The 20,555-nt window shown below is 61.8% G+C and carries 21 protein-coding genes; 11 read left to right on the forward strand and 10 right to left on the reverse strand.

Going from position 1 to position 20,555, the window contains the following annotated elements; genetic code table 11:
• Window positions 1-38 precede the first annotated feature (38 nt).
• Window positions 39-1,034: a Bug family tripartite tricarboxylate transporter substrate binding protein gene (locus tag ACN0SD_RS03815; protein ID WP_417806892.1), complete on the reverse strand. Its 996-nt coding sequence runs from the start codon at window positions 1,032-1,034 to the stop codon at window positions 39-41.
• 169 nt (window positions 1,035-1,203) lie between these two features.
• Between ACN0SD_RS03815 and ACN0SD_RS03820 the strand changes: the two genes are divergently transcribed.
• Genes ACN0SD_RS03820 through ACN0SD_RS03830 form a run of 3 tightly spaced genes read left to right on the forward strand, consistent with a single transcriptional unit; the run spans window position 1,204 to window position 4,296 of the window.
• Window positions 1,204-1,875, forward strand: a complete 672-nt coding sequence (locus ACN0SD_RS03820) for a response regulator (RefSeq protein WP_417806893.1) — start codon at window positions 1,204-1,206, stop codon at window positions 1,873-1,875.
• Complete coding sequence (locus tag ACN0SD_RS03825) at window positions 1,868-3,259, forward strand: sensor histidine kinase (RefSeq protein WP_417806894.1); 1,392 nt, start codon at window positions 1,868-1,870, stop codon at window positions 3,257-3,259. The genes ACN0SD_RS03820 and ACN0SD_RS03825 overlap by 8 nt, the downstream gene beginning before the upstream one ends.
• Entirely contained in the window at window positions 3,256-4,296 is a 1,041-nt protein-coding gene (locus tag ACN0SD_RS03830) for an ABC transporter substrate-binding protein (RefSeq protein ID WP_417806895.1), read from the forward strand. Before ACN0SD_RS03825 ends, ACN0SD_RS03830 begins: the two co-directional genes overlap by 4 nt.
• Window positions 4,297-4,312: 16 nt before the next feature.
• On the opposite strand, the gene ACN0SD_RS03835 is transcribed toward ACN0SD_RS03830, so the two are convergent.
• Genes ACN0SD_RS03835 through ACN0SD_RS03855 form a run of 5 tightly spaced genes read right to left on the reverse strand, consistent with a single transcriptional unit; the run spans window position 4,313 to window position 10,148 of the window.
• Window positions 4,313-5,590 carry an amidohydrolase family protein gene (locus ACN0SD_RS03835; RefSeq protein ID WP_417806896.1) on the reverse strand — a complete coding sequence of 426 codons (1,278 nt, stop codon included), beginning with the start codon at window positions 5,588-5,590 and terminating at the stop codon, window positions 4,313-4,315.
• Window positions 5,590-6,534, reverse strand: coding sequence for an ABC transporter permease (locus ACN0SD_RS03840; protein ID WP_417806897.1), 945 nt, complete (start codon window positions 6,532-6,534; stop codon window positions 5,590-5,592). The genes ACN0SD_RS03835 and ACN0SD_RS03840 overlap by 1 nt, the downstream gene beginning before the upstream one ends.
• Window positions 6,534-7,583: an ABC transporter permease gene (locus ACN0SD_RS03845; RefSeq protein ID WP_417806898.1), complete on the reverse strand. Its 1,050-nt coding sequence runs from the start codon at window positions 7,581-7,583 to the stop codon at window positions 6,534-6,536. Before ACN0SD_RS03845 ends, ACN0SD_RS03840 begins: the two co-directional genes overlap by 1 nt.
• Window positions 7,573-9,117 carry an ABC transporter ATP-binding protein gene (locus ACN0SD_RS03850; protein ID WP_417806899.1) on the reverse strand — a complete coding sequence of 515 codons (1,545 nt, stop codon included), beginning with the start codon at window positions 9,115-9,117 and terminating at the stop codon, window positions 7,573-7,575. The genes ACN0SD_RS03845 and ACN0SD_RS03850 overlap by 11 nt, the downstream gene beginning before the upstream one ends.
• Before the next feature lie 2 nt (window positions 9,118-9,119).
• Window positions 9,120-10,148: a BMP family protein gene (locus ACN0SD_RS03855; RefSeq protein ID WP_417806900.1), complete on the reverse strand. Its 1,029-nt coding sequence runs from the start codon at window positions 10,146-10,148 to the stop codon at window positions 9,120-9,122.
• A 307-nt stretch (window positions 10,149-10,455) separates the two neighbouring features.
• Here ACN0SD_RS03855 and ACN0SD_RS03860 point away from each other — a divergent pair, with 307 nt between their 5' ends.
• The 7 genes from ACN0SD_RS03860 (at window position 10,456) to ACN0SD_RS03890 (ending at window position 15,456) form a co-directional block, all read left to right on the forward strand.
• Complete coding sequence (locus ACN0SD_RS03860; protein WP_417806901.1) at window positions 10,456-10,923, forward strand: hypothetical protein; 468 nt, start codon at window positions 10,456-10,458, stop codon at window positions 10,921-10,923.
• A gap of 136 nt (window positions 10,924-11,059) precedes the next feature.
• Window positions 11,060-11,662, forward strand: coding sequence for a nitrous oxide reductase accessory protein NosL (locus tag ACN0SD_RS03865; protein ID WP_417806902.1), 603 nt, complete (start codon window positions 11,060-11,062; stop codon window positions 11,660-11,662).
• Window positions 11,663-11,726: 64 nt separating this feature from the next.
• A complete protein-coding gene (locus ACN0SD_RS03870) occupies window positions 11,727-12,266 on the forward strand; it encodes a nitrous oxide reductase accessory protein NosL (RefSeq protein WP_417806903.1) in 540 nt (179 codons plus the stop codon).
• Entirely contained in the window at window positions 12,263-12,601 is a 339-nt protein-coding gene (locus tag ACN0SD_RS03875; RefSeq protein WP_417806904.1) for a hypothetical protein, read from the forward strand. Before ACN0SD_RS03870 ends, ACN0SD_RS03875 begins: the two co-directional genes overlap by 4 nt.
• On the forward strand, window positions 12,598-13,740 hold the full coding sequence (locus ACN0SD_RS03880; RefSeq protein ID WP_417806905.1) for an ABC transporter permease: 1,143 nt from the start codon (window positions 12,598-12,600) through the stop codon (window positions 13,738-13,740). The genes ACN0SD_RS03875 and ACN0SD_RS03880 overlap by 4 nt, the downstream gene beginning before the upstream one ends.
• 10 nt (window positions 13,741-13,750) lie before the next feature.
• On the forward strand, window positions 13,751-14,461 hold the full coding sequence (locus ACN0SD_RS03885; RefSeq protein WP_417806906.1) for an ABC transporter ATP-binding protein: 711 nt from the start codon (window positions 13,751-13,753) through the stop codon (window positions 14,459-14,461).
• Window positions 14,458-15,456 carry a hypothetical protein gene (locus ACN0SD_RS03890; protein ID WP_417806907.1) on the forward strand — a complete coding sequence of 333 codons (999 nt, stop codon included), beginning with the start codon at window positions 14,458-14,460 and terminating at the stop codon, window positions 15,454-15,456. Before ACN0SD_RS03885 ends, ACN0SD_RS03890 begins: the two co-directional genes overlap by 4 nt.
• Before the next feature lie 3 nt (window positions 15,457-15,459).
• Here the strand turns inward: ACN0SD_RS03890 and ACN0SD_RS03895 are convergent, their stop codons facing one another.
• The 4 genes from ACN0SD_RS03895 to ACN0SD_RS03910 form a co-directional block, all read right to left on the reverse strand.
• Window positions 15,460-15,924: a DUF6869 domain-containing protein gene (locus ACN0SD_RS03895; protein ID WP_417806908.1), complete on the reverse strand. Its 465-nt coding sequence runs from the start codon at window positions 15,922-15,924 to the stop codon at window positions 15,460-15,462.
• Window positions 15,921-17,516 (reverse strand): peptide chain release factor 3, encoded by a 1,596-nt coding sequence (locus ACN0SD_RS03900; protein WP_417806909.1) that lies wholly within the window; start codon window positions 17,514-17,516, stop codon window positions 15,921-15,923. Before ACN0SD_RS03900 ends, ACN0SD_RS03895 begins: the two co-directional genes overlap by 4 nt.
• Before the next feature lie 255 nt (window positions 17,517-17,771).
• On the reverse strand, window positions 17,772-18,326 hold the full coding sequence (locus tag ACN0SD_RS03905; protein ID WP_417806910.1) for a sugar O-acetyltransferase: 555 nt from the start codon (window positions 18,324-18,326) through the stop codon (window positions 17,772-17,774).
• Between the two features lie 235 nt (window positions 18,327-18,561).
• Window positions 18,562-19,548, reverse strand: coding sequence for a Hint domain-containing protein (locus tag ACN0SD_RS03910; protein WP_417806911.1), 987 nt, complete (start codon window positions 19,546-19,548; stop codon window positions 18,562-18,564).
• A 177-nt stretch (window positions 19,549-19,725) separates the two neighbouring features.
• Here ACN0SD_RS03910 and ACN0SD_RS03915 point away from each other — a divergent pair, with 177 nt between their 5' ends.
• Entirely contained in the window at window positions 19,726-20,505 is a 780-nt protein-coding gene (locus tag ACN0SD_RS03915; RefSeq protein WP_417806912.1) for an SDR family oxidoreductase, read from the forward strand.
• Window positions 20,506-20,555: the final 50 nt, after the last annotated feature.

Consider the following 20,555-nt stretch of genomic DNA (forward strand, 5'->3'; position numbering starts at 1 on the left):
GGACGGCGCATGGCACGCCGCCCCGAACCCTATCGGGCTTATTTCAAGATCCCGATCTCTTTCGAGATATCCTGGATCTGCTGCACCGAATTGGCCACGAATTTCTGGAAATCCGCGCCTTGCAGGTCAAGCGGGGCAAGGCCGTTGGCCTCCATCACTTTTTTCCACTCGGGCGAGGCATAGACAGCCGCGATTTGCTTGGACCAGTAATCATAGGCCGCATCCGACATTTTGCCCGGACCGTAGAATCCACGCCAGTTCGCGCCGAGTGCGTCGATCCCTTGCTCTTTGGCCGTCGGGATATCGGCAAACTCACCGCCCAGGCGCTCGGGCGCCAACACGGCCAGAACGCGCACGTCGCCCGACTGGATAAAGCCCTTGGTTTCCGACAGATCGCCGGTAAATGCCTGAACCGAGCCAGCTAGCAACTGCGTGATTGCCTCGCCGCCACCGTCAAAGGCGACATATTTGACCTTGCGCACGTCAGCGATGCCGTCAGCCTTAGCCGCAATCAGCACCTTGAGGTGATCCCAGCCACCCACAGCAGACCCACCGGCAAACGCAACCGAGGTCGGATCGGCTTTCACCGCGTTCATCAGATCGGGCAGGGTCTTGTAGGGGCTATCCTTATCCACCGCGATCACACCGTAATCGGCACCAATCGAGGCCAGCCAGCGCACCTGCGACATATCATTGCCCGGATAAGCGCCTTGCGCCAAACGGGTTGCGGTGGCCGAGCTGGCCGCGACGATCAGATCATTGTCGCTATCGCGCTTGTTCACGACTTCCGCAAACGCCACGCCACCGCCGCCGCCGGCGAGGTTTGTCACCTGCATCGTTTGCGTGATCAGCCCGAGATCCTGCATCGTCTTGCCGACTTGGCGGCAGGTGAAATCCCAACCGCCGCCGGGATTGGCCGGTGCGATACATTCGGGGTTTTCGGCGGTAAAATCAGCGGCCATGGCAGGGGCAGCAAAGCCTGCGACAGCCAGCGCAGCAGATGCCAGCGCAAGGCGGGTTGCCTTGAAGATCATGTGAAGTCCTCCAGTCATCATTGCGGGCAGTTCTCGCGGGCCCGATCCGCATCTCCCGATCGCACCGCTCTTTGCGGCCTCCTCGCGATCAGTTAGAACCAAGGTTACCCGGCCAAGCTGTCACCAACCTGTCACCTTGAACGCCGCTACGAACAGGAGAGATCAAACGATGCGCGTGCTGATCGTCGAAGATGCGCAGGACATGGCCGAAGCGGTGCGCAATCACCTGCACCGCGCGGGGATGACATGCGATGTCGCCCCCGATTGTGCGTCGGCCGAGGATTGCCTTGCGGTGACGCGCTATGACGCGATGGTGCTGGATATTCACCTGCCCGACCGGTTGGGAACCGCGCTGTTGCGCGATTTGCGCGCACGCGGCGAACGCATGCCGGTCTTGATGCTGACGGCGTTGTTTTCGGTAGATGATCGGGTGTCGGCGCTTGATCTGGGCGCAGATGACTACCTTGTGAAACCCTTCGATCACCGCGAGTTGGAGGCGCGTTTGCGCGCGCTGATCCGGCGCGGCGCCGAGACCAAAAGCGAGGATATCACCTTGGGGCGCCTGTCCTGGACACCTGCCACGCTGAGCGCGCGCCTTGACGACAAACCTCTGGCGCTGACCCGGCGCGAGACGGTCTTGCTGGGCGTGCTGATGCGCAATAGCGAGCGGATCATGAGTAAGGAAAAGCTGTATGAGGGGCTGTTTTCCTTTGCCGATGTTGATGTCGGTCTGAACGCGATTGAGCTATACGTCGCGCGGTTGCGCAAAAAATTGACGGAGTCGGGCGTGGTGATCGAAACCCATCGCGGGCTTGGCTACCGGATGCAGCTTGATGGCTGAGGGCAGGGTTATCGCGGGCGCGACCGCCTCGCTGAAACGTCGCGTCATCAGCGGCGTCTTGGCGCTACTGCTGGTGGGGGGCGCAGTCGCGGCACTGGCGGCGTTTGCCTATGGCCGTGCGGCGGCGCGCGAAAGCTATGACCGGCTGTTGTTGGGCGCGGCCAATGACATTGCCGAGGCGATCTCGATCCAGAATGGCGCACCGGTTGTCGATCTCCCGGTGGCGGCGTTCCAACTGCTCGCGCTTGCGCCCGATGATCGGATTTATTACTCGGTGCGCGGACCGGACGGGGCGGTGCTGACCGGGGCGACCGGGGCGCTTCCAAACCCGACCCCAACCGCCAGCCCCAGCTTTTTCGATGCGAGCATGGCTGATGAGCGCGCGCGCTTTGTCACCCTCTCACGCCGCTTTGCCGAGCGCAGTTTCTCGGGCACCGTCACGGTCACGGTCGGCCAAACCCTGCGCGCACGCACCGAAATGGCGCTTGGTTTGACGCGCGATGCGTTGATTGCCGCTGCGATTGGCGGGATTGCCCTGCTGGCGCTGGCGGTGCTGGTGATTGATCGCGCGATGCGCCCGCTGATCCGCATTGCCGATCAACTGGCGGGCCGCGACCCGCATGATCTGACGCCGATGGACACTGCGGTGCCTGCCGAGGTGGCGGTGATGGTGGGGGCGATGAACCGCTTTATGGCGCGCCTTGATCGCCAAGTGGCCGCGATGCGCAACCTGATTTCGGACACCGCCCATCAGCTGCGCACCCCCGTTGCCGCGCTAAGGGTGCAGGCGGAACTGGCGAGTGCCGAGGAAGATGACGCAAGGCGTGACCAGATCCTGACTCGCCTCCAACGGCGCACCCGGTCTTTGGGGGAACTGCTGGATCAGATGCTGTCGCGCGCGCTGGTCATTCACCGCACCGATGCCGCGCGCCGCGTGGCACTGGATTTGCGCGATGTTGCGCTTGATGTCATTGAAAGCCGCGATCATGAGCTGGTCGCGCCCAATCGCGAGGTGGTGCTGGAAATCGGCGAAGAGGCGGTGATGGTGATGGCGGACACGCTCTCGCTGACCGAGGCGCTGCGCAATTTGCTGGGCAATGCGCTGAAACACGGGGCAGGGCGGGTGCGTGTGGGGGTGACGTGTGAGGGCGCGCAGGCCTGCCTGTGGGTCGAGGATTCCGGCCCCGGCCCAAGCCCCGAAGTGTTGGCACGCATCGGCGAGCGATTTGAGAAAACCGCAGCCTCTGTGGGCCAAAGTGCGGGGCTGGGCCTGTCGATTGCGCGCGCGGTTGCACTGGCCTTTGGCGGCGAACTGAAACTGGGTGCCACCGCGCAGGGCTTTCGCGCAACGATCCGCCTGCCGGTGATGGAGGAAACGATATGACCCGGTTAGCCCTGCTCATGCTCGCCGCGATCCTTGCCGCGCTGCCCGCCATGGCCCAGCAAGACGGCCCCGAGGCGCGCGCCCGGTTTGGCCCTGCGGACGGACCTAAGATGGTGTTGCGATCCACCACCGATATTGCGGTCCTCGGCCCCACGCTCGAAGATTTCACCGCACGCAATCCCGGCATCGCGGTGGCCTACGAGCAATGGGGGTCGAACGCGCTTTACGACATCAGCTTGCGCGACTGCGAGGCGGGTCAAAGCCGCGCCGATGCGGTGTTGTCCTCGGCGGTGCATCAGATGGTCGATCTGGTCAATCGCGGCTGCGCGGGGTCGTATCGCTCAACCGCCAGCGCCGCTTTGCCAAGCGCGCGGCGTTGGCGCGACCAGCTTTGGGGCGTCACGCAAGAGCCCGCCGTGATGATCTACAACACTGATCTGGTGCCGCCCGAAGACGTGCCCCACACCCGGTTTGCGCTGCTTGATTTGATGCGGCGCGCAGAGGGGCGCTATCAGGGTAAGATCGCGACGTATGAGATCGAGGCCTCGGGCCTTGGCTATCTGTTCGCCTTTGAGGACAGCCTAGAGGCCAGCACCTTTGGCGCGCTGATGGAAGGGTTCAGCCGCGCGGGCGCTGTGGCAACCTGCTGTTCCGCCGAGATTATCAAGGGCGTCTCACAAGGCGAATATGCGATGGCTTACAACGTGTTGGGGTCTTATGTGAATGCGCGCCGCGACCCGAATGTTGGGGTGATCTGGCCGCAAGATTACACGCTGATGTTGTCGCGTGGCTATATGATCCCGAAGTCGGCCGAGCACTCGGAACCGGCGCAACGACTGCTTGATTTTCTGCTGTCCGCGCGCGGTCAGGAAGATTTGCGCACGGCGGGGCTTTTGGTGAGCGGCGAGCCGGAAGACAGCGCCACCCCCGCCAGCGCCTTGCACACAATCGCGATTTCGCCGGTGCTGCTGGTGGCGCTGGATCGCCAGAAACGCGCGCAGTTCATCGCGCGCTGGCGGGCCGCGTTCGGGCGCTGATCCCGCGCGTCGCGCGTTAGCGTTTGGGCGCGCGACGATGCGTGGTTTGCGGGCGGCCCGGCAGGTTCAGCGTCGCATCCCCGCGCGCGCTGCGGGCAATCACCTTGCCCTTTGAGATCACCGCAAGACGCGCCGGACGCAGCCGCACGGCCTCGACCGGAGTGCTGGCATCCAGCACCACCAGCGATGCCAGCGCCCCCTTGTGAAGTCCGAAATCTTGCAGGCCGATGATCTGCGCATTGGTTTGCGTGACCATCGTGAAACAGCGCGCCATTTCATCGGGATGGCTCATCTGCGCGACATGCAGCCCCATGAACGCGACATCCAGCATATCCGCCGTGCCAAGGCTATACCACGGGTCCAGCACGCAATCCTGACCCCAGCCCACGGGAATGCCCATCGCTTGCATTTCCTTGACGCGTGTCAGCCCGCGACGTTTGGGAAAGCTGTCATGGCGGCCTTGCAGCATGATGTTGATCAGCGGGTTGGGGATCGCGGCAATCCCGGCCTCGGCGATCAGGGGCAGCAATTTTGAGACGTAGTAATTGTCCATCGAATGCATCGAGGTCAGATGCGAGCCAACCACCCGCCCGTGCAGCCCCAGACGCTGCGTTTCATAGGCCAGCGTTTCGATATGGCGGCTCATCGGGTCATCGGTTTCATCGCAGTGAATATCGACGCGCAAGCCGCGATCCGCCGCGATTTCGCACAGATCGCGCAGGCTATCCGCGCCCGCCTGCATGGTGCGCTCGAAATGGGGGATACCGCCGACCACCTCCACACCCATATCCAGTGCGCGGATCAGGTTTTCGCGGCCATTGGGCGCGCGATACAGCCCGTCTTGCGGAAAGGCGACGAGTTGCAGGTCGATATAATCGCGCACCTTTTCGCGCACTTCCAGCATCGCGGTCACGGTGTTGAGGTGGTCAGGCGTGGTGTCGACATGGCTGCGGATCGCAAGCAACCCCATCGAGGCCGCCCAGTCGCAATAGGCCAGCGCGCGCTGCACCATCTCATCGACGGTGGTCAGATCGCGCAGCTCTCCCCACAGCGAAATGCCCTCTAGCAAGGTGCCCGAGGCGTTGACGCGGGGCAGCCCGTAACTCAGCGTGGCATCAAGGTGAAAATGCGGATCGACAAAGGGCGGGGTGACCAGATCGCCTGCCGCGTCGATCACCTCGCGCGCCTCGGCGTTGATGTTGGGGGCCACTTCCGCGATGCGATCCCCCTTGATTGCGATATCGGCCACGCGCCCGTCAGGCAGCGTGCCTCCCTTGACCAAAAGATCGAACATCACCGTTCCCCTTTGTTAAATGTCACCATTAGCGCGGCTGGCACCTCGGCGCGCCGCGACATCAGCACTAGCGCGAGGATCGACAGAATATAGGGCATCATCAGGAAAAGCTGATAAGGCACCACCGCGCCGATTGGGGTTTGTTGCAGACGGATTTGTAGCGCATCAAATGCGGCAAACAACACCGCCCCCAGCAGCGCCTTGCCCGGTTTCCATGCGCCAAACACCACCAGCGCGATGCAGATCCAGCCGCGCCCGTTGACCATGTCGAAAAAGAAGCTGTCAAAGGCCGAAAGCGTCAGGAAGGCTCCGCCCACCGCCATGAACCCCGATCCCACGATCACCGCGCCCATACGGATTGCGGTGACCGACAGGCCTTGCGCCGCGACCGCCTGCGGGTTCTCACCTGCGGCACGCACCGCCAGACCCAGCGGTGTGCGATACAGAACCAGCGCCACCGCGATCACCAGCAAAAACGCCGCGTAAGTCAGCGGAGTTTGGGCAAAAAACGCCGGGCCGATTAGCGGGATTTGGGATAGGATTGGAACCTCAAAGGGCTGGAACGCCTCGATCTTGGGCGGCGAGGACACCTCGGGCAGCACCACGCGATAGGTGTAAAACGTCAGCGAGGTCGCCAGCAGCGTCACCCCGATGCCCACGACATGCTGCGACAACCCGAATGGCACCGAAAGCGTTGCATGCAATAGCCCAAACACCATGCCCGCCGCAAAAGCCACAGTAACCCCGCCCCAGAGCGGCAGCCCCGCCCAGACCGCAATCCAGCCCGCGAAAGCGCCCGCGACCATGATGCCCTCGATGCCAAGGTTCAGAACCCCGGCACGCTCGCAAATCAACTCTCCCATCGTGGCAAAAATCAGCGGCGAGGCGATGCGGATTGCGGCGGCCCAAAACGCGGCAGAGGTCAGGATGTCGATCAGATCCATCAGTCCCTCACCACGCGGAATTTGCTAAGCAGGATCGCCAGCACCATCATCAACAGCGCCGAGGCCAGCATGATGTCGGCCAGATAGCTGGGCACCCCCAGCGCGCGGCTCATCGCATCTGCGCCGACAAAAATCGCCGCCACAAACAGCGCGGCAACCACCACGCCAAGCGGGTGCAACAGCGCCAGCATCGCCACCACTATCCCTGTGTAGCCATAGCCCGGACTAAGATCGAGCGTCAGCGAGCCCTTCAGACCCGCCACCTCGGAAAACCCCGCCAGCGCGGCCAGCCCACCCGACAGCAGCGCCGTTTTCAGGATCACGCGCGTCACCGGAATGCCCGCAAAACGCGCAGCCTCGGCGTTTTGGCCCACAGCGCGCATCTCAAACCCCAGCGTGGTGCGGGTGTTGATCACCCACAGCACAAGCGCCGAGATCAGCGCTAGCACAAAGCCCCAATGCAGCCGCAAGCCGTCGATGATGCGGGGCAGGCGGGCCTCGGGGATCAGACGCGCCGATTTCGGCCAGCCCATGCCCATCGGGTCTTTTAACGGGCCTTCCAGCAGGTAGGACACGAACAGCAAAAAGATGAAGTTGAACAGGAGCGTGGTGACGACCTCATCGACGCCAAAGCGGGTTTTGAGCAGCGCCGGGATCAACAGCAGCAGCGCGCCCGCCAGCATCGCCGCGACACCGATCACCACCAGCAGCGGCAGGCTGGGCCACGGCAGCGCCCCGGTGCCCAGCATCACCGTCACCACAGCACCCGCATAAAGCTGCGCCTCGGCGCCGATATTCCACAGGCGCGCGCGAAAGGCGACGGCCACGGCGAGCCCGGTAAAGATCAGCGGTGTCGCTCGGTTGAGCGTTTCCAGCAGCGCGAATTTGCTGCCAGCCGCGCCCTTGAGGATCGCGCCAAACACCGCGAAAGGGTTGCCCCCCGCGATCAGCGCGAGCAGGCTCGCCACCAGAAAACTGCCCGCAATCGCGAGCGCAGGCGGCGCAAGGCGGCGTGCGAGTCCGGGATTGGCGATGGGTTCAAGACGCATGGGCCACCTCGGCAAATCCATCGCCCGCCATCCACCGCCCCAGCGCCTCGGGGGCCATCGTGCCGCGCGCGAAAGCGGGACTAAGGCGACCCTGCGAGATCACATGGATCACATCTGATAACGTCATGATCTCATCGAGATCCTCGGAGATCAGCAACACCGCCGCGCCATGTTCGCGCGCCTCGGCCAGCCGCCCGTGCACATAGTTCAGCGCGCCGATATCAAGGCCGCGCACCGGTTGATTGGCCAAAATGATGCGCGGCGCGGTTTCCAACACGCGCCCCAAGATCAGTTTTTGCATATTACCCCCCGACAGCAGGCGAATGGCGGTATCGGGGCCGGGACAGCGCACGTCATAGGTTTCGATCAGCGCCTTGGCGTGGGTCTTGGCAGCGGGCCAATCCATCCAGCCATGGCGCGAAAATTGCGTGGCGTAGCCTTCCAGCGCCGCGTTTTCTGTCAGGTCGAAATCCGCGATTGTGCCGGTGTGGTGGCGGTCCTCGGGGATGCGCCCGATCCCCTGCGCAAGGGCTTGGCGCGGCGACCAGTTGCGCACCAGCACGCCTGAAATTTCCAACTGACCAGCGCTGGGCATCGCCAACCCCGAGATCAGATCCGATAGTGCGCCCTGCCCATTCCCCGACACGCCCGCAAGCCCGGTGATCTGCCCGGCATGCAGGGTCAGGCTGACCTTATCCAGCCCCGGCGCATGGTCCGCGCCCTTGCTGGAAACGCCGCTTAGCCGCATCAGCGCGGGGCCGGGGGGCATCGCCTTGATCTTGGGGCTTGATACCGCGCCGCCCACCATCAGCGCCGCCAATTCCTCGCGCGAGGTATTCGCAGTATCGCGTTCCGCCACCAAAGCGCCGTGGCGCAGCACCAGCACGCGATGCGAAATCGCCATCACCTCATGCAGTTTATGCGATATGAACACGACCGACAGCCCCAGCCCGATTGCCTCGCGCAGGGTGGCAAACAGCGCGTCGCTCTCCTGCGGGGTCAGAACGGCGGTTGGCTCGTCGAGAATCAGGATGCGCGCATCGCGATAAAGCGCCTTGAGAATCTCGACGCGCTGGCGTTCGCCCACCGAAAGCTGGCCGACCTTGGCATCGGGATTGACCGCCAGATGAAAGCGCTTGGACAGATCCGCAATGCGGGCTTTGGCGGCGCGGGCGCGCAGGCGCGGGGCCGTCAGCGCCTGCGTTCCCAGCACGATATTTTCCCACACCGTCAGATTCCCCGCGAGCGTGAAATGCTGATGCACCATCCCGACGCCCGCATCCAGCGCCGCGCGCGGATTGCCCGGCGTGAGGAGTTTGCCAAACACCTCAACCGTGCCCGCATCGGCAGTGTATTGGCCAAAGAGGATGTTCATCAACGTGGTTTTGCCCGCGCCGTTTTCGCCCAACAGCGCGATCACCTCACCGCGGCCGAGCGAAAAGCTGACATCATCATTGGCGCATACCGCCCCAAAGCGTTTGGTGATATTGCAAAGGCGCAGCACGGGTTGCTGCGCCTGATCGCGCGCACTCATGCTTAGGACGACTTGGGTTCGGCGTCGTTGATCTCGACTGTGAACGAGCCGCCCATGATGGCGGCAGTTTGTGCGTTGACCTTATCCAGCGCCTCTTGCGGGATTTTACCCTCAAACGTGCCAAAGGGGGCCAGCGAGCAGCCGCCCTCTTTCATGAAGGAAAACATGCCGTAATCGGCGGCGCTAAAGCTGCCCGCGCGGATCTGCTCAATCGCGTGATCCAAGGTCGGCTCGAAATGCCAGATCGCCGAGGCGACGACCGTGTCGGGGTAATCGGTCTGGGTGTCGATGACATTGCCAATGGCCAAAACGCCCTTTTCCTTGGCGGCATCCGACACGCCAAAGCGTTCCGCATACAGCAAATCCGCGCCGTTCTCGATCATCGCATAGGCGGTTTCCTTGGCCTTGGGCGGATCAAACCACGACCCGATGAAGGCGACCTGAAAGGTGATATCCGGGTTCATCTCGCGCGCGCCCGCCATGAAGGCATGCATCAAGCGGTTTACCTCGGGGATCGGAAAGCCTCCGACCATGCCGATATTGCCCGATTTGGACATTGATCCGGCAATGATTCCAGACAGATACGAGGCATCTTGAATGTAGTTATCAAACACTGAAAGATTGCCGATTCCTGCGTCAGGTTTGAATGACGAGCCCAGCAAAAAGGCTACCTCGGGGTAGTCGGCGGCGACCTCGCGGGCCTCTTGCTCGACGCCGAAAATTTCGCCCACGATTAGGTCATAGCCGCCTTCGGCATATTCACGCATGACGCGGGGGTAGTCGGTGTTGGCGGTGTTTTCGGAGTAGGTGTAGCTGATATCGCCGCGATCTTGGGCGGCCAATGCGGCCAAGTGAATGCGGCTGACCCATTGTTGCTCCACCGGGACGGTGTAGATGCCCGCCACTTTCAGTGGCTTGGCATCCTGCGCCCAGCCGCGCGCGGGCATCGCGCCCAGCAGCGCGGCCCCGGCAAGGCTTGATTGCAGAAAAGCGCGGCGCGATGGGGCGTTTAGACGGGTTTTGGCAGCCATGGATCAGGTCTCCTGTTCGGAATATGCACGCAGTATTGCAGGAATTTGATCAATTGGTGAGATTTTTTGATAGCCCGCGTCAATCCAGCTTGGCGCGGGCACGAAGGGGATGTTGAAAATTCTTTGTATTTGCCCCTTTAGGGTTCAATCTGCTCAAAGTTTTGGCATGTAGAGGTGTCCAGCCAAAATTCGATTTGGCATGCGCATCGACGAATATGTCGCGCTCACATAGCGTCACAAACGCTTGATTGCGCTGGGAATCGGTCCTATCACTTGGCCTATGGGAGACAAAACCACGCCTGCAAACATGCCGAAAGCAACGCCAGATGGCGATCTGACCGGCCCCGTTATGCGGGTGCGGTTCGCGCGCTTGCGGCGTGCGCTTTGGGTCCATGTCTTTGCGCTGTTTGCGATGTGCGTTCAGGTGCTGTTTTACGCCGATCACATCGGGGCGGCGGCCGCGGCCGAGATCGGGCGCGCCCCTATCGGCGCGCGCCTTGGGCTTTTGCAGATTTGCACGGGCGAGGGCATTGTCCTGATGACGCCTGATGGGCGCACAGTGCCCAATGCGCCGGCCCAGCCCAGCCATGACAGCGGCCAGTGTTCGGTTTGCACCAGTGCCAGTGTTTGTGGCTTTGATGCGCCTGCCGCGATGGCGATGCCGATCTTTCAAGCGCAGTTGATTGCGCCCGCGCGGGTGGTTTTGCCCGTCCTCGCGCCGCGTATCCTGCATATCCGCTCCCTCCGACCGATCCGCGCCCCACCGATCCTGTGATGCGATCCCTTCGCAACGACCCGTGAGACCGCGCGCATAATCGGCGCGCTAAGATCATGGTAATTCTATCCCTTTTTCAATGTTTGAGCGTCGCTGGCCTATCGCCAAGCGCGCCTCGAGATCACAGGATAACGCTATGAAACGTCGTGACTTTCTAATCACCACCTCGACCGGAATGCTGCTGGCTGCATCGCAAAGCGCGACTGCGGAAATGACGATGCCGCAATCGCCAATCGAATGGACGGATGACAACGGGCTGACGCGGTTTCTGAAAACCGACACCGATCCGCTGACCAATGAGCTCGAGAAATATCCGCGCTGCCCCTATTGCGGGATGATGCGCCAAATGTTCAGCCACACGCGCCATCTGATTGTCTATGAAGATGACGCGGTGGATGGCACCTGCTCGCTGCATTGTGCGGCGATCAGCCTTGCGCTGAATATGGATCGCGTGCCCAAAACGATCTATGCAGGCGATGCTGGCGCAGAGGGCAAGGTTAAGCCGCTCGCGGATACGGCGTCCATGACCTATGTGATCGACCCCGGCAAACCCGGCACGATGACGGCTGTGTCGAAATCTGCCTACGCCGATAAGGCGCAGGCCGAGGCCGCCGCTGGCCCCGATGCCAAGCTGGTCGATTTCGATACCGCGCTGATTGATGCCTATAACGGCATGGCGCAAGACACGATCCGCATTCGCAAACGCCGCGCTGAACGGCGCGCCCGCGCGGGCAACTGAGCGTAGATGCGCGCCCGGTATCGCGCCGGGCGCGCGCAAGCTTCCTTTGCTGAAAGGACATCTCATGTGTCATTCCTGCGATGAACCCCGTCCCTCGCGCCGTGTCGTGCTTGGCCAGTTCGCGGCAATTTCTGCCGCGCTTGGTCTGGGCATTAGCCCTGCGCGCGCCGATGCGCCCCTTGTCGACCTGCCTCCGCCCGGCCCGAAAGATACCTGCCCGGTCTGCGGCATGTTCGTGGCGAAATACCCTGAATGGGTCACCACGGTGCTGTTTGCCGATGGCCATGCCGATCACTTCGACGGCCCAAAGGATTTCTTTAAGTATCTGCAAGATATGGAGAAATACGCCCGCGGACGCACTGTCGATCAGATTGTGGGCATGGGCGTGACGGAATATTACGGCCTGAAACTGATCGACGCGCATGAGGCGATTTATGTGCTCGGCTCGGATGTTCTCGGTCCGATGGGGCATGAGTTGATCCCGCTGATGAACCGCGCCGATGCCGATGATTTCACTAAGGATCACAAGGGCAAGAAAGAGATCAGCTTTGGCGATGTGACGCCCGATATGTTGGTGACCCTTGATGAGGGCGGGCCGATATGAACACGCCGCGCCGCCGCTCTGGCCCGGTTTTTATCGGCTTTGGCGTCCTTGCGGCGGCGCTGCTGTTTGAGCTGTATTTCGTCGCCTTCGCAGCCCCTGCGACGCGCGGGCGCATCGCGCGTGAGGCCGCTTTGGTGGCCGATTTTGGCCTCACCGATCCGGCCCTTTTTACCGAGGCGCGCTACACCCGCCACCCCTCGCTGGCCGATCTTAACACCCCGTTTCAGGACCATCCGATGTCATTTGACCACTTCCCCTCGGGCTCGATCATGCCCGTGCCAAAGCTGCCCGGCGAGGGCTGGCTGATCTTTCAACCCCAAGGGCCAAAGCCATGATGTCTTGGGCCCGCCGCCAGCGCGCGCTGGCCGATTACACGCTTGCCGCGCTGTCACGCCGCAAGGGCAAGAATATCGCGCTGGTCGCGATCTTTTCGCTGGTCGTGTTTTCGCTGTCTTCGGCGATGTTTTTCGCAGCCGCGCTGCGCCATGAAACCACGGTCGTGCTACGCGATGCGCCTGAGATCGTTGTGCAAAAACTGATCATGGGGCGGCAAGACCTGATCCCCGGAGATGTGGTGGACACGATTGCGAGCTTTCGTGGCGTGACCTCGGCCACGGGCCGGTTGTGGGGCTATTATTACGACCGCATTGACGGGGCGAATTACACGGTGATGGTGCCCGACGATCCCGCGCTTATTCCCCCCGTCGGCCATGTCGCGGTGGGCGAGGGCGTGCCGCGTGCGCGCGGGCTGGCATGGGAGGGCGCGCCGCTGTTCCTGTCGCGCTACGAGGGCGATCTGAAACGCTTTGACGTGGATCGCACGTTTAACCGCGATTCTGCGTTGATGACGGCGGATCTGGTATTGATGAACCCGCAAGATTTCCGCGCGTTTTTCGACATTCCCGAGGGGCTATATACCGATGTCGTCGCCACTGTGCGCAACCAGAACGAGGTCGCGACCATCGTCACCAAAGCCTCTAACGCTCTGCCGCAAATGCGCTTTGTCACCCGCGCCGATATCGAGCGGACTTATCAAAAGCTGTTTGACTGGCGCGAGGGGCTGCTTGTCGTGCTGGCGGGGGCCGGGCTGCTGGCCTTTGCGATTTTCGCGGCTGAGAAGGCGTCGGGCTTGTCGGCAGAAGAGGCGCGCGAGATCGGGATTCTGAAAGCCGTGGGCTGGGACACGCGCGATGTGATTGCGATGAAGCTGTGGGAGGGCGGCATGGTCTCGCTTGGGGCCTTCCTGATCGGCACCGTCGCGGGGTTTGCGCATGCGTTTTTCTTTGATGGCGTGCTGTTTGCGCCGGTGTTGCGCGGCTGGGCGGTGATCTATCCCGACTTCGCGCTGACGCCCCATATCGACGGGGTGCAACTGATGACGCTGGGGCTGCTGACGGTCGTGCCCTACATGGCCGCGACCGTGGTGCCGGTCTGGCGCACGGCCTCGGGTGATCCCGATGCGGTCATGCGATAGGAGCGCTGCGATGATTACTCTGAACGCGGTTACCAAGCTGTATAACGAAGGCCGCCCTAACGAATTTGCGGCCTTGCAAGACATTGACCTGACGCTGGCGCGCGGCGCGATGAGCGTATTGCGCGGGCCATCGGGGTCGGGAAAGACGACGCTTCTCTCGATATTGGCCTGCATGGCGCGCCCGACTTCGGGGCGGGTCAGCATTGATGGTGAACTGGTCTCGGGCCTGCCGGAACGGTTCCTGACCGAGCTGCGACGCACCACATTTGGGTTTGTATTTCAACGCTTTAACCTTGTGCGTGGGCTGAGTGCGCTGGAAAACGTAATGCTGCCCACGGTGCCCCTTGGCGCGGATTACGGCCAGACGCGCGACCGCGCGATGGCGCGGCTTGAGGCGCTGGGGCTGGGCGATAAAGCCGCCATGCCCATTGAACACCTGTCGGGCGGCGAGGCGCAGCGCACCGCGATTGCGCGCGCGCTAATCAACGATCCGCCGATCCTGATTGCGGACGAGCCGACCGCCAATCTCGACACTGCCTTGGCCGAGAAATTCCTCGCGATCCTCGCCGAAGAACGCGCTGCCGGACGCACCGTGATCATCACAAGCCACGACCCGCGGATCTGGGAGGCCGAGGGCGTGGACCGCATCGTTACCCTGCGCGACGGGCGCATCGTCGAGGGCGAACTGACTGAGGGCAAGATCGCTGAGGGGGCCGTATGATCTTTCAGCCCCCGATCCTCGCGCTGCTGATGGTAGCGGGTCTCGCGGCGCTAGTCGCGATTTGGAGCGGCGCTTTTGCGATCCGCGTGCTGGCGCGCTGGGACATGAGCAATATGAGCCGCGCGCAGCTGCGAATGGAGCGGATGACTGAGCTGGTTTCAACCCTGTTTGGCGCGGTGATGCTGGCGGAACTTGCGGCGCTGTTGCTGTTTGTGTTCAACGCCGACCGGATGGCCTCGTTGTTTGTGGGGGCGATGTGTGCGGTGGGCACGCTGAACGTCAACGCCTATGGCTTTCCCGCGCTCTATCTGAAAATCGCAGTGTTTTTTGCCGCCACCCTGTGGTTGATTTTGGATCACGCCGACCGGATGGGACGGGATTTTCCGCTCACGAAATTGAAATACGCAGCCCTTCTGGGGATCGTGCCGCTGATTTTGGCGGATGGCGCGACCGAGCTGGCCTATTTCCTGAACCTGCATACCGATGTGATCACCTCTTGTTGCACCAAGCTGTTCACGCCGAACAATCCGGGGCTAGCCAATCAGATGGCCTCGGTCGGTGAGGGGGCGGCGCTGATCTGGCTTGGCGGTGTCGCGCTGGTCGTGGCCGCGTCGGGGGCCTATGCGGTGCTGCGCAAGCGGGGCTATTGGCTTTACGCGCTGACGTCTGGGGCGTTGTTTATCGCTGGGTTGACTGCGATTGTCGCCACGATCTCGGTCTATATTTATGAGGATCCGAACCATCATTGCCCGTTCTGCATCCTGAAGCCGGAATATGGCTATTTCGGCTATGTCCTTTATGCGCCGCTATTTTTTGGCACGGCGATGGGGCTGGGAGCGGGGCTGTTGCAGCCCTTCGCAAACATCCCAAGCCTCAAGGACAAACTCCCCCGTCTGATCGCGCGCCAAGTCGTGTGGTCGATGATCGGCTTTGCGCTGTTCGGGCTGGCGGTAATTTGGGCGATTGCGCGCTCGCACTTGATCCTGTTCGGCTAAGGATCAGCGCGCGGGCAACGGCCCGCCCATATCCAGCCCTGTGGGCATAGCCGCCGCGCGCGCCGTCTCGATGCGCGCCCAAAGGGCCGGGTCGGCTTCATCTGCGGGCCAAACGCCCGTCAGCGCATAGGCAAAACGCGCGGAGTGGCGGGCCTCGCGTTCAATCTTGTCGATGAAATCCGCGCCGTGATCTGTGATCAAATCTTCCAGCGGACCCGCAGACAGCATCACCACCTGCCAGATCGTTTCACACCCTGCAAGTGCCTGACGGATGAACGCCCAAAGCACATCGGGGTATTCGCGCAGCTCAAAGACGCACAGCACCGACCACGGGAAATCTTCGCCCTCGGGTTCGTCGTGATTATCAGTCAGCCACAGCGCCACCAGCGCCTCAACCGAATGCACATCTTCGGGCGCATTGGCGGCGTTGCACAGCACGGAAACCATCTCGAGGGGCAGGGGGGTCACTGCATCATCTCCTTGGTGGCCGACAATGTGACGCCCTCGTAATCACGCGCCACGCGGTCGATGTCCCATTGTAAACGCGTCAAGAAGACCACGTCTCCGTCGTGATCATAACTGATATGCTGCTTGTTGGCATTCACCAGTTTTTCCACCGCCGCCTTGTCGCCCTGCACCCAGCGCGCCGAGGTGAACTGGCTCGCCTCAAAGCGCACGGGGATGCCGTATTCCAGCTCTATCCGGCTGGCGAGCACCTCAAATTGCAAAGCCCCTACGACGCCCACAATAAAGCCAGACCCAATCGCGGGCTTGAACACTTTCGCAGCGCCTTCCTCGGCGAATTGCATCAGCGCCTTTTCCAGATGTTTGCCCTTCATCGGGTCGGTGGCGCGCACCGATTGCAGCAATTCGGGCGCGAAAGACGGAATGCCGGTGAAATGGAGCACCTCGCCCTCGGTCAGCGCATCGCCAATGCGCAACTGTCCGTGGTTGGGGATGCCCATGATGTCGCCGCCCCAAGCCTCATCGGCCAATTCGCGGTCGGCGGCCAGAAACAGCACCGGGTTTGAGACCGACATCGGCTTTTTCGTGCGCACATGCGTTAACTTCATGCCGCGCAGGAAATGGCCCGACACAAGGCGCACAAAGGCCACGCGGTCGCGGTGTTTCGGGTCCATATTGGCCTGCACCTTGAACACGAAACCGGTGACTTTTTTCTCTTCGGGGGCGACGTCGCGTTCGGTCGCTTTTTGCACCAGCGGTTCGGGGCCGTATTCGCCGATCCCGTCCATCAATTCCTTGACGCCGAAACTGTTGATCGCCGAGCCAAACCAGATCGGCGTCATATGCCCTTCAAGAAAGGACTGGCGGTCAAAGGCGGGCAGCAATTCGCGCGCCATCTCGACCTCTTCGCGCAGCTTAGTCAGCAATTCGGCGGGAACGTGGGTTTCCAGTTTCGGATCATCCAGCCCCGAGATCGCCACGCTTTGCGCCACCTTGTTGCGATCGGCACGGTCCATGATTTCCAGCCGGTCGTGGATCAGGTCATAGGCGCCAATAAAGTCGCGCCCGACGCCGATGGGCCAGCTTGCCGGAGCCACGTCAATCGCAAGGTTTTCTTGAATCTCGTCAATAATCTCAAAGGTATCGCGGCTTTCGCGGTCCATTTTGTTGCAAAAGGTCAAGATCGGCAGATCGCGCAACCGGCACACTTCGAACAGTTTGCGGGTCTGGGATTCCACGCCCTTGGCCCCGTCAATCACCATGATCGCGGCGTCCACGGCGGTCAGCGTGCGATAGGTATCTTCGGAGAAATCGCTGTGACCGGGCGTGTCCACCAGATTGTAGCGAAACTCGCGATACTCAAAGCTCATCGCCGAGGCGGAGACCGAGATCCCGCGATCCTGCTCCATCTTCATAAAGTCCGAGCGCGTGCGGCGCGCCTCGCCCTTGGCACGCACCTGACCGGCCATCTGAATGGCCCCGCCAAACAGCAGGAATTTTTCAGTCAGCGTCGTCTTGCCGGCATCGGGGTGCGAGATGATCGCAAATGTCCGGCGGCGGGCGATTTCGGGGGGCAAGGCAGGGCGATTTGTCATGGCCCCGCGTTTATCCTGCCCACGCGCGCCTTGCAATCGGGCAAAACGAGGGGGTGGGGCGATAGCGACTTATTGGATGCGTTGGGGTGATCGGTGAGGCCAAGGTTCGGACCGGGCGCAAAAAAATATTTCCGAGGTGGAACTCTGCAAGAACGCGACTTAAGGCGAAGATATGAATAATGAGTTGTGGCTATGCGGATAGTCCCGCAGAGATGCGATCTCGCCAAGAGCAGAGATGAAGCCTGCTGAACTCTGTCACTCTGTCCGGAGGATCGGGCGCGCCGGATTGCCGACAACCACAGCCCCCGGCGCAACGTCTTTTGTGACCACGCTTCCTGCACCAATAACTGCCCCTTCGCCAATCGTAACACCAGCCAGGATGATCGCTCCTCCTCCGATCCACACGCGCTTGCCGATGTAAACAGGATGGGCGATTTCCAGTCCCTCATCGGTCCGTTTTATTGGGTCCTGATGGTGCTCGGCGCAATAGATCTGCACATTGGGCCCAAGCTGACATTGATCACCGATCGTCACTGTTGCGCAGTCCAGAATGATACAGCCTGCGTTGAGATAAACTTGATCTCCAAGCTTGATGTTAATGCCGTAAGTGCAATGAAATGGGGCTTCTATGATGGCATTCTTGGTCTGAATAATTCGACCCAGCTTCGGCCCGATTGTCCCTCTATCTTCGGGTGGCAGTGTGTTGTGCTGATGCACGGCGGAACGCGCACTAACCCGAAGCGCTTCAAGCTCGTCGTCGAGACAAGTGTACCATTCACCAGACGCCATTTTTTGTCGTTCTGTCTTCATCGTGCCATGCCTCTTACACTTGCTTTGCCGCATCGTATCTGACTTGTAACGAACGTATCTTGCGGTTTCAGATGAAAGATATTGAGCGGATCCCTAGAAACTCGAAATAGACCATTTTGCGTCGCCATGTTCTGAGTTCGCTTTTCAGTCTTGATGGGATCGATCTTCAGCTGCTGAGGTCACCACTGTAACCTTCAACGCCTGCACCAAACCCAATCCGCCCCCCGCCCCCCCCTCACTCCTCGCGTTTACGAAAAATCTTGTCGCGGCCCAGCTGATCCAGCAGGTCGCTTGTGGCCTCGGTGCCGAAATGGGGGCGGTGTTTGAGATCGGGTAGCCGTGCCGAGATTTCCGCGCGCAGCTCTTCGGGCAGTACCGACAGAGTCGCCGCGCTGACCATCAGGCTTTCGACCGGGATGCCCTCGGCATAGATGATCTCGTGGCGCGCGAAAACCAGCGCGTAATAATCGACATAGCCGCCCTCGCGCCGCCAGACATTTTCGTCATCCACCAGATACTTGGCCTGCACCAGCAGTTCCGAGGTCTCGCCCAGCTTTTGCGCGCCGCGACGATACAGAAACAGCCGGTGATGGGGAGAGACAACCAGATCGCCCTCATTGCCCAAAACCCCCGCCGAAATCACCACTGGCGCGAACGAGCCAAGCGCGCGCATCCGGGCCTTGGCCACCAGTTTGACCGGCTGCGGGCCGCTGTCGCGCGTCAATACCCGATCTCCGGCCTTGAGCTGTTCGATGGGCTTTTGCGCGCCCCCGGCCAGTGTGATCATCGTGCCCGTGGTAAAGGCCACGCAGACCATATCCGCGAGCCGCGCCTCGCCCGGATCAGTCGAGGCCTCGAGCAAGGTGTATTCTTGACGCGGCGCAATCGGTGACAGCGGCAGCGCAAAAAGCCGCGCGCTGGCATCGTGGCGGATCAACAAAATATCGACGCTATCGCCATCGGGGCCCATCATTACATGACGCGCCAGCAGGCTGATTGCATCGCCCGGCGCGCCGATTTGTGATCCCTGCGCGACGATCTGGCCCCCCTCGGCATCCCAGCCCACGGCCAAAAGCAGCGGCGTGGCCTCGCGATGAAGTTGATAGATGTCGCCCGGCACGCAATTTTCTGCCAGATCCAACCCGTCGCCCTGATTGGCGCCCGACGTGACCCAAATATCATGGGCGTCAAAGACGTGAACGCTTTGGCTGGGTTGTGGCAAGGGAGGCCTCCGTTGGGGCGCGAGGGGTGCGACCTGCTGTCCGATTACCTGCCCGCGCCCCATCGGGTCAAGCGCATTGCCGCGTGAGGGGCTTGAGATCAGCCCCTTGCCAGCCCGGATTTGGGCGTTAACTCTGCGCCAAGGGCAGCGCGGCTGCGACAGCATCAGGAGGATCGGATGGATTTGGGGATTAAAGGCAAGCGCGCAGTGGTTTGCGCGGGCTCAAAGGGATTGGGACGGGGCTGCGCCGAGGCGCTGGCAGAGGCGGGCGTCGATCTGGTACTCAATGCGCGCGGGGCCGAGGCGCTTGAGGCGACGGCTGCCGAGATCGCGGCGAAATACGGTGTGAGCGTGACGCCCGTGGCCGGCGATATCACCACGCCCGAGGGACGCGCCAAGGTGCTGGAAGCGGCGGGCGAGGTCGATATCCTCGTGACCAATGCTGGCGGTCCGCCTCCAGGGATGTGGAGCGATTGGGACCGCGATGATTTCATCAAGGCACTCGATGCCAATATGCTAGCGCCGATTGCGATGATGCAGGCGTTGATGCCGGGGATGATGGCGCGCGGCTGGGGCCGGGTGGTCAATATCACCTCGCAATCCGTGCGCGCGCCGATTGGCGTGCTGGGCCTGTCCAATGCCGCGCGCTCGGGGCTGACCGGCTTTGTGGCGGGCACGTCGCGCCAGGTTGCCCCGAAGGGCGTGATCATCAACAACATGCTGCCAGGCATTCACGACACCGACCGCGCGACCTCGCTTGATGGTGGCGTGTCCAAGGCCGAAGGGATCTCGCCAGAGGCCGCACGCGCCAAGCGGGTCGCGACGATCCCAGCGGGGCGCTATGGCGATCCGGGGGATTTTGGGGCGATGTGCGCCTTTCTGTGCTCGCAAAAGGCGGGGTTCATCGTGGGGCAAAACATCATGCTGGATGGTGGGCAAAACTACATCTCAATCTAGGCGCGCTTGCGCAGGCGGGGCGGCGCTGCTATCTCGATAAATTCCGAGTT

The sequence above is a fragment of the Thioclava sp. genome, assembly GCF_048263065.1.
GTDB lineage: Bacteria > Pseudomonadota > Alphaproteobacteria > Rhodobacterales > Rhodobacteraceae > Thioclava.

Bases quoted from the DNA above. Each gene is read 5' to 3' on its own strand.
- ACN0SD_RS03870 (WP_417806903.1), top strand. From the start codon at position 11,727: ATGTGTCATTCCTGCGATGAACCCCGTCCCTCGCGCCGTGTCGTGCTT.
- ACN0SD_RS03880 (WP_417806905.1), top strand. From the start codon at position 12,598: ATGATGTCTTGGGCCCGCCGCCAGCGCGCGCTGGCCGATTACACGCTT.
- ACN0SD_RS03860 (WP_417806901.1), top strand. From the start codon at position 10,456: ATGCCGAAAGCAACGCCAGATGGCGATCTGACCGGCCCCGTTATGCGG.
- ACN0SD_RS03815 (WP_417806892.1), bottom strand. From the start codon at position 1,034: ATGATCTTCAAGGCAACCCGCCTTGCGCTGGCATCTGCTGCGCTGGCT.
- ACN0SD_RS03835 (WP_417806896.1), bottom strand. From the start codon at position 5,590: ATGTTCGATCTTTTGGTCAAGGGAGGCACGCTGCCTGACGGGCGCGTG.
- ACN0SD_RS03915 (WP_417806912.1), top strand. From the start codon at position 19,726: ATGGATTTGGGGATTAAAGGCAAGCGCGCAGTGGTTTGCGCGGGCTCA.
- ACN0SD_RS03845 (WP_417806898.1), bottom strand. From the start codon at position 7,583: ATGCGTCTTGAACCCATCGCCAATCCCGGACTCGCACGCCGCCTTGCG.
- ACN0SD_RS03900 (WP_417806909.1), bottom strand. From the start codon at position 17,516: ATGACAAATCGCCCTGCCTTGCCCCCCGAAATCGCCCGCCGCCGGACA.
- ACN0SD_RS03875 (WP_417806904.1), top strand. From the start codon at position 12,263: ATGAACACGCCGCGCCGCCGCTCTGGCCCGGTTTTTATCGGCTTTGGC.
- ACN0SD_RS03885 (WP_417806906.1), top strand. From the start codon at position 13,751: ATGATTACTCTGAACGCGGTTACCAAGCTGTATAACGAAGGCCGCCCT.
- ACN0SD_RS03850 (WP_417806899.1), bottom strand. From the start codon at position 9,117: ATGAGTGCGCGCGATCAGGCGCAGCAACCCGTGCTGCGCCTTTGCAAT.
- ACN0SD_RS03855 (WP_417806900.1), bottom strand. From the start codon at position 10,148: ATGGCTGCCAAAACCCGTCTAAACGCCCCATCGCGCCGCGCTTTTCTG.
- ACN0SD_RS03905 (WP_417806910.1), bottom strand. From the start codon at position 18,326: ATGAAGACAGAACGACAAAAAATGGCGTCTGGTGAATGGTACACTTGT.
- ACN0SD_RS03890 (WP_417806907.1), top strand. From the start codon at position 14,458: ATGATCTTTCAGCCCCCGATCCTCGCGCTGCTGATGGTAGCGGGTCTC.
- ACN0SD_RS03825 (WP_417806894.1), top strand. From the start codon at position 1,868: ATGGCTGAGGGCAGGGTTATCGCGGGCGCGACCGCCTCGCTGAAACGT.
- ACN0SD_RS03865 (WP_417806902.1), top strand. From the start codon at position 11,060: ATGAAACGTCGTGACTTTCTAATCACCACCTCGACCGGAATGCTGCTG.
- ACN0SD_RS03820 (WP_417806893.1), top strand. From the start codon at position 1,204: ATGCGCGTGCTGATCGTCGAAGATGCGCAGGACATGGCCGAAGCGGTG.
- ACN0SD_RS03830 (WP_417806895.1), top strand. From the start codon at position 3,256: ATGACCCGGTTAGCCCTGCTCATGCTCGCCGCGATCCTTGCCGCGCTG.
- ACN0SD_RS03840 (WP_417806897.1), bottom strand. From the start codon at position 6,534: ATGGATCTGATCGACATCCTGACCTCTGCCGCGTTTTGGGCCGCCGCA.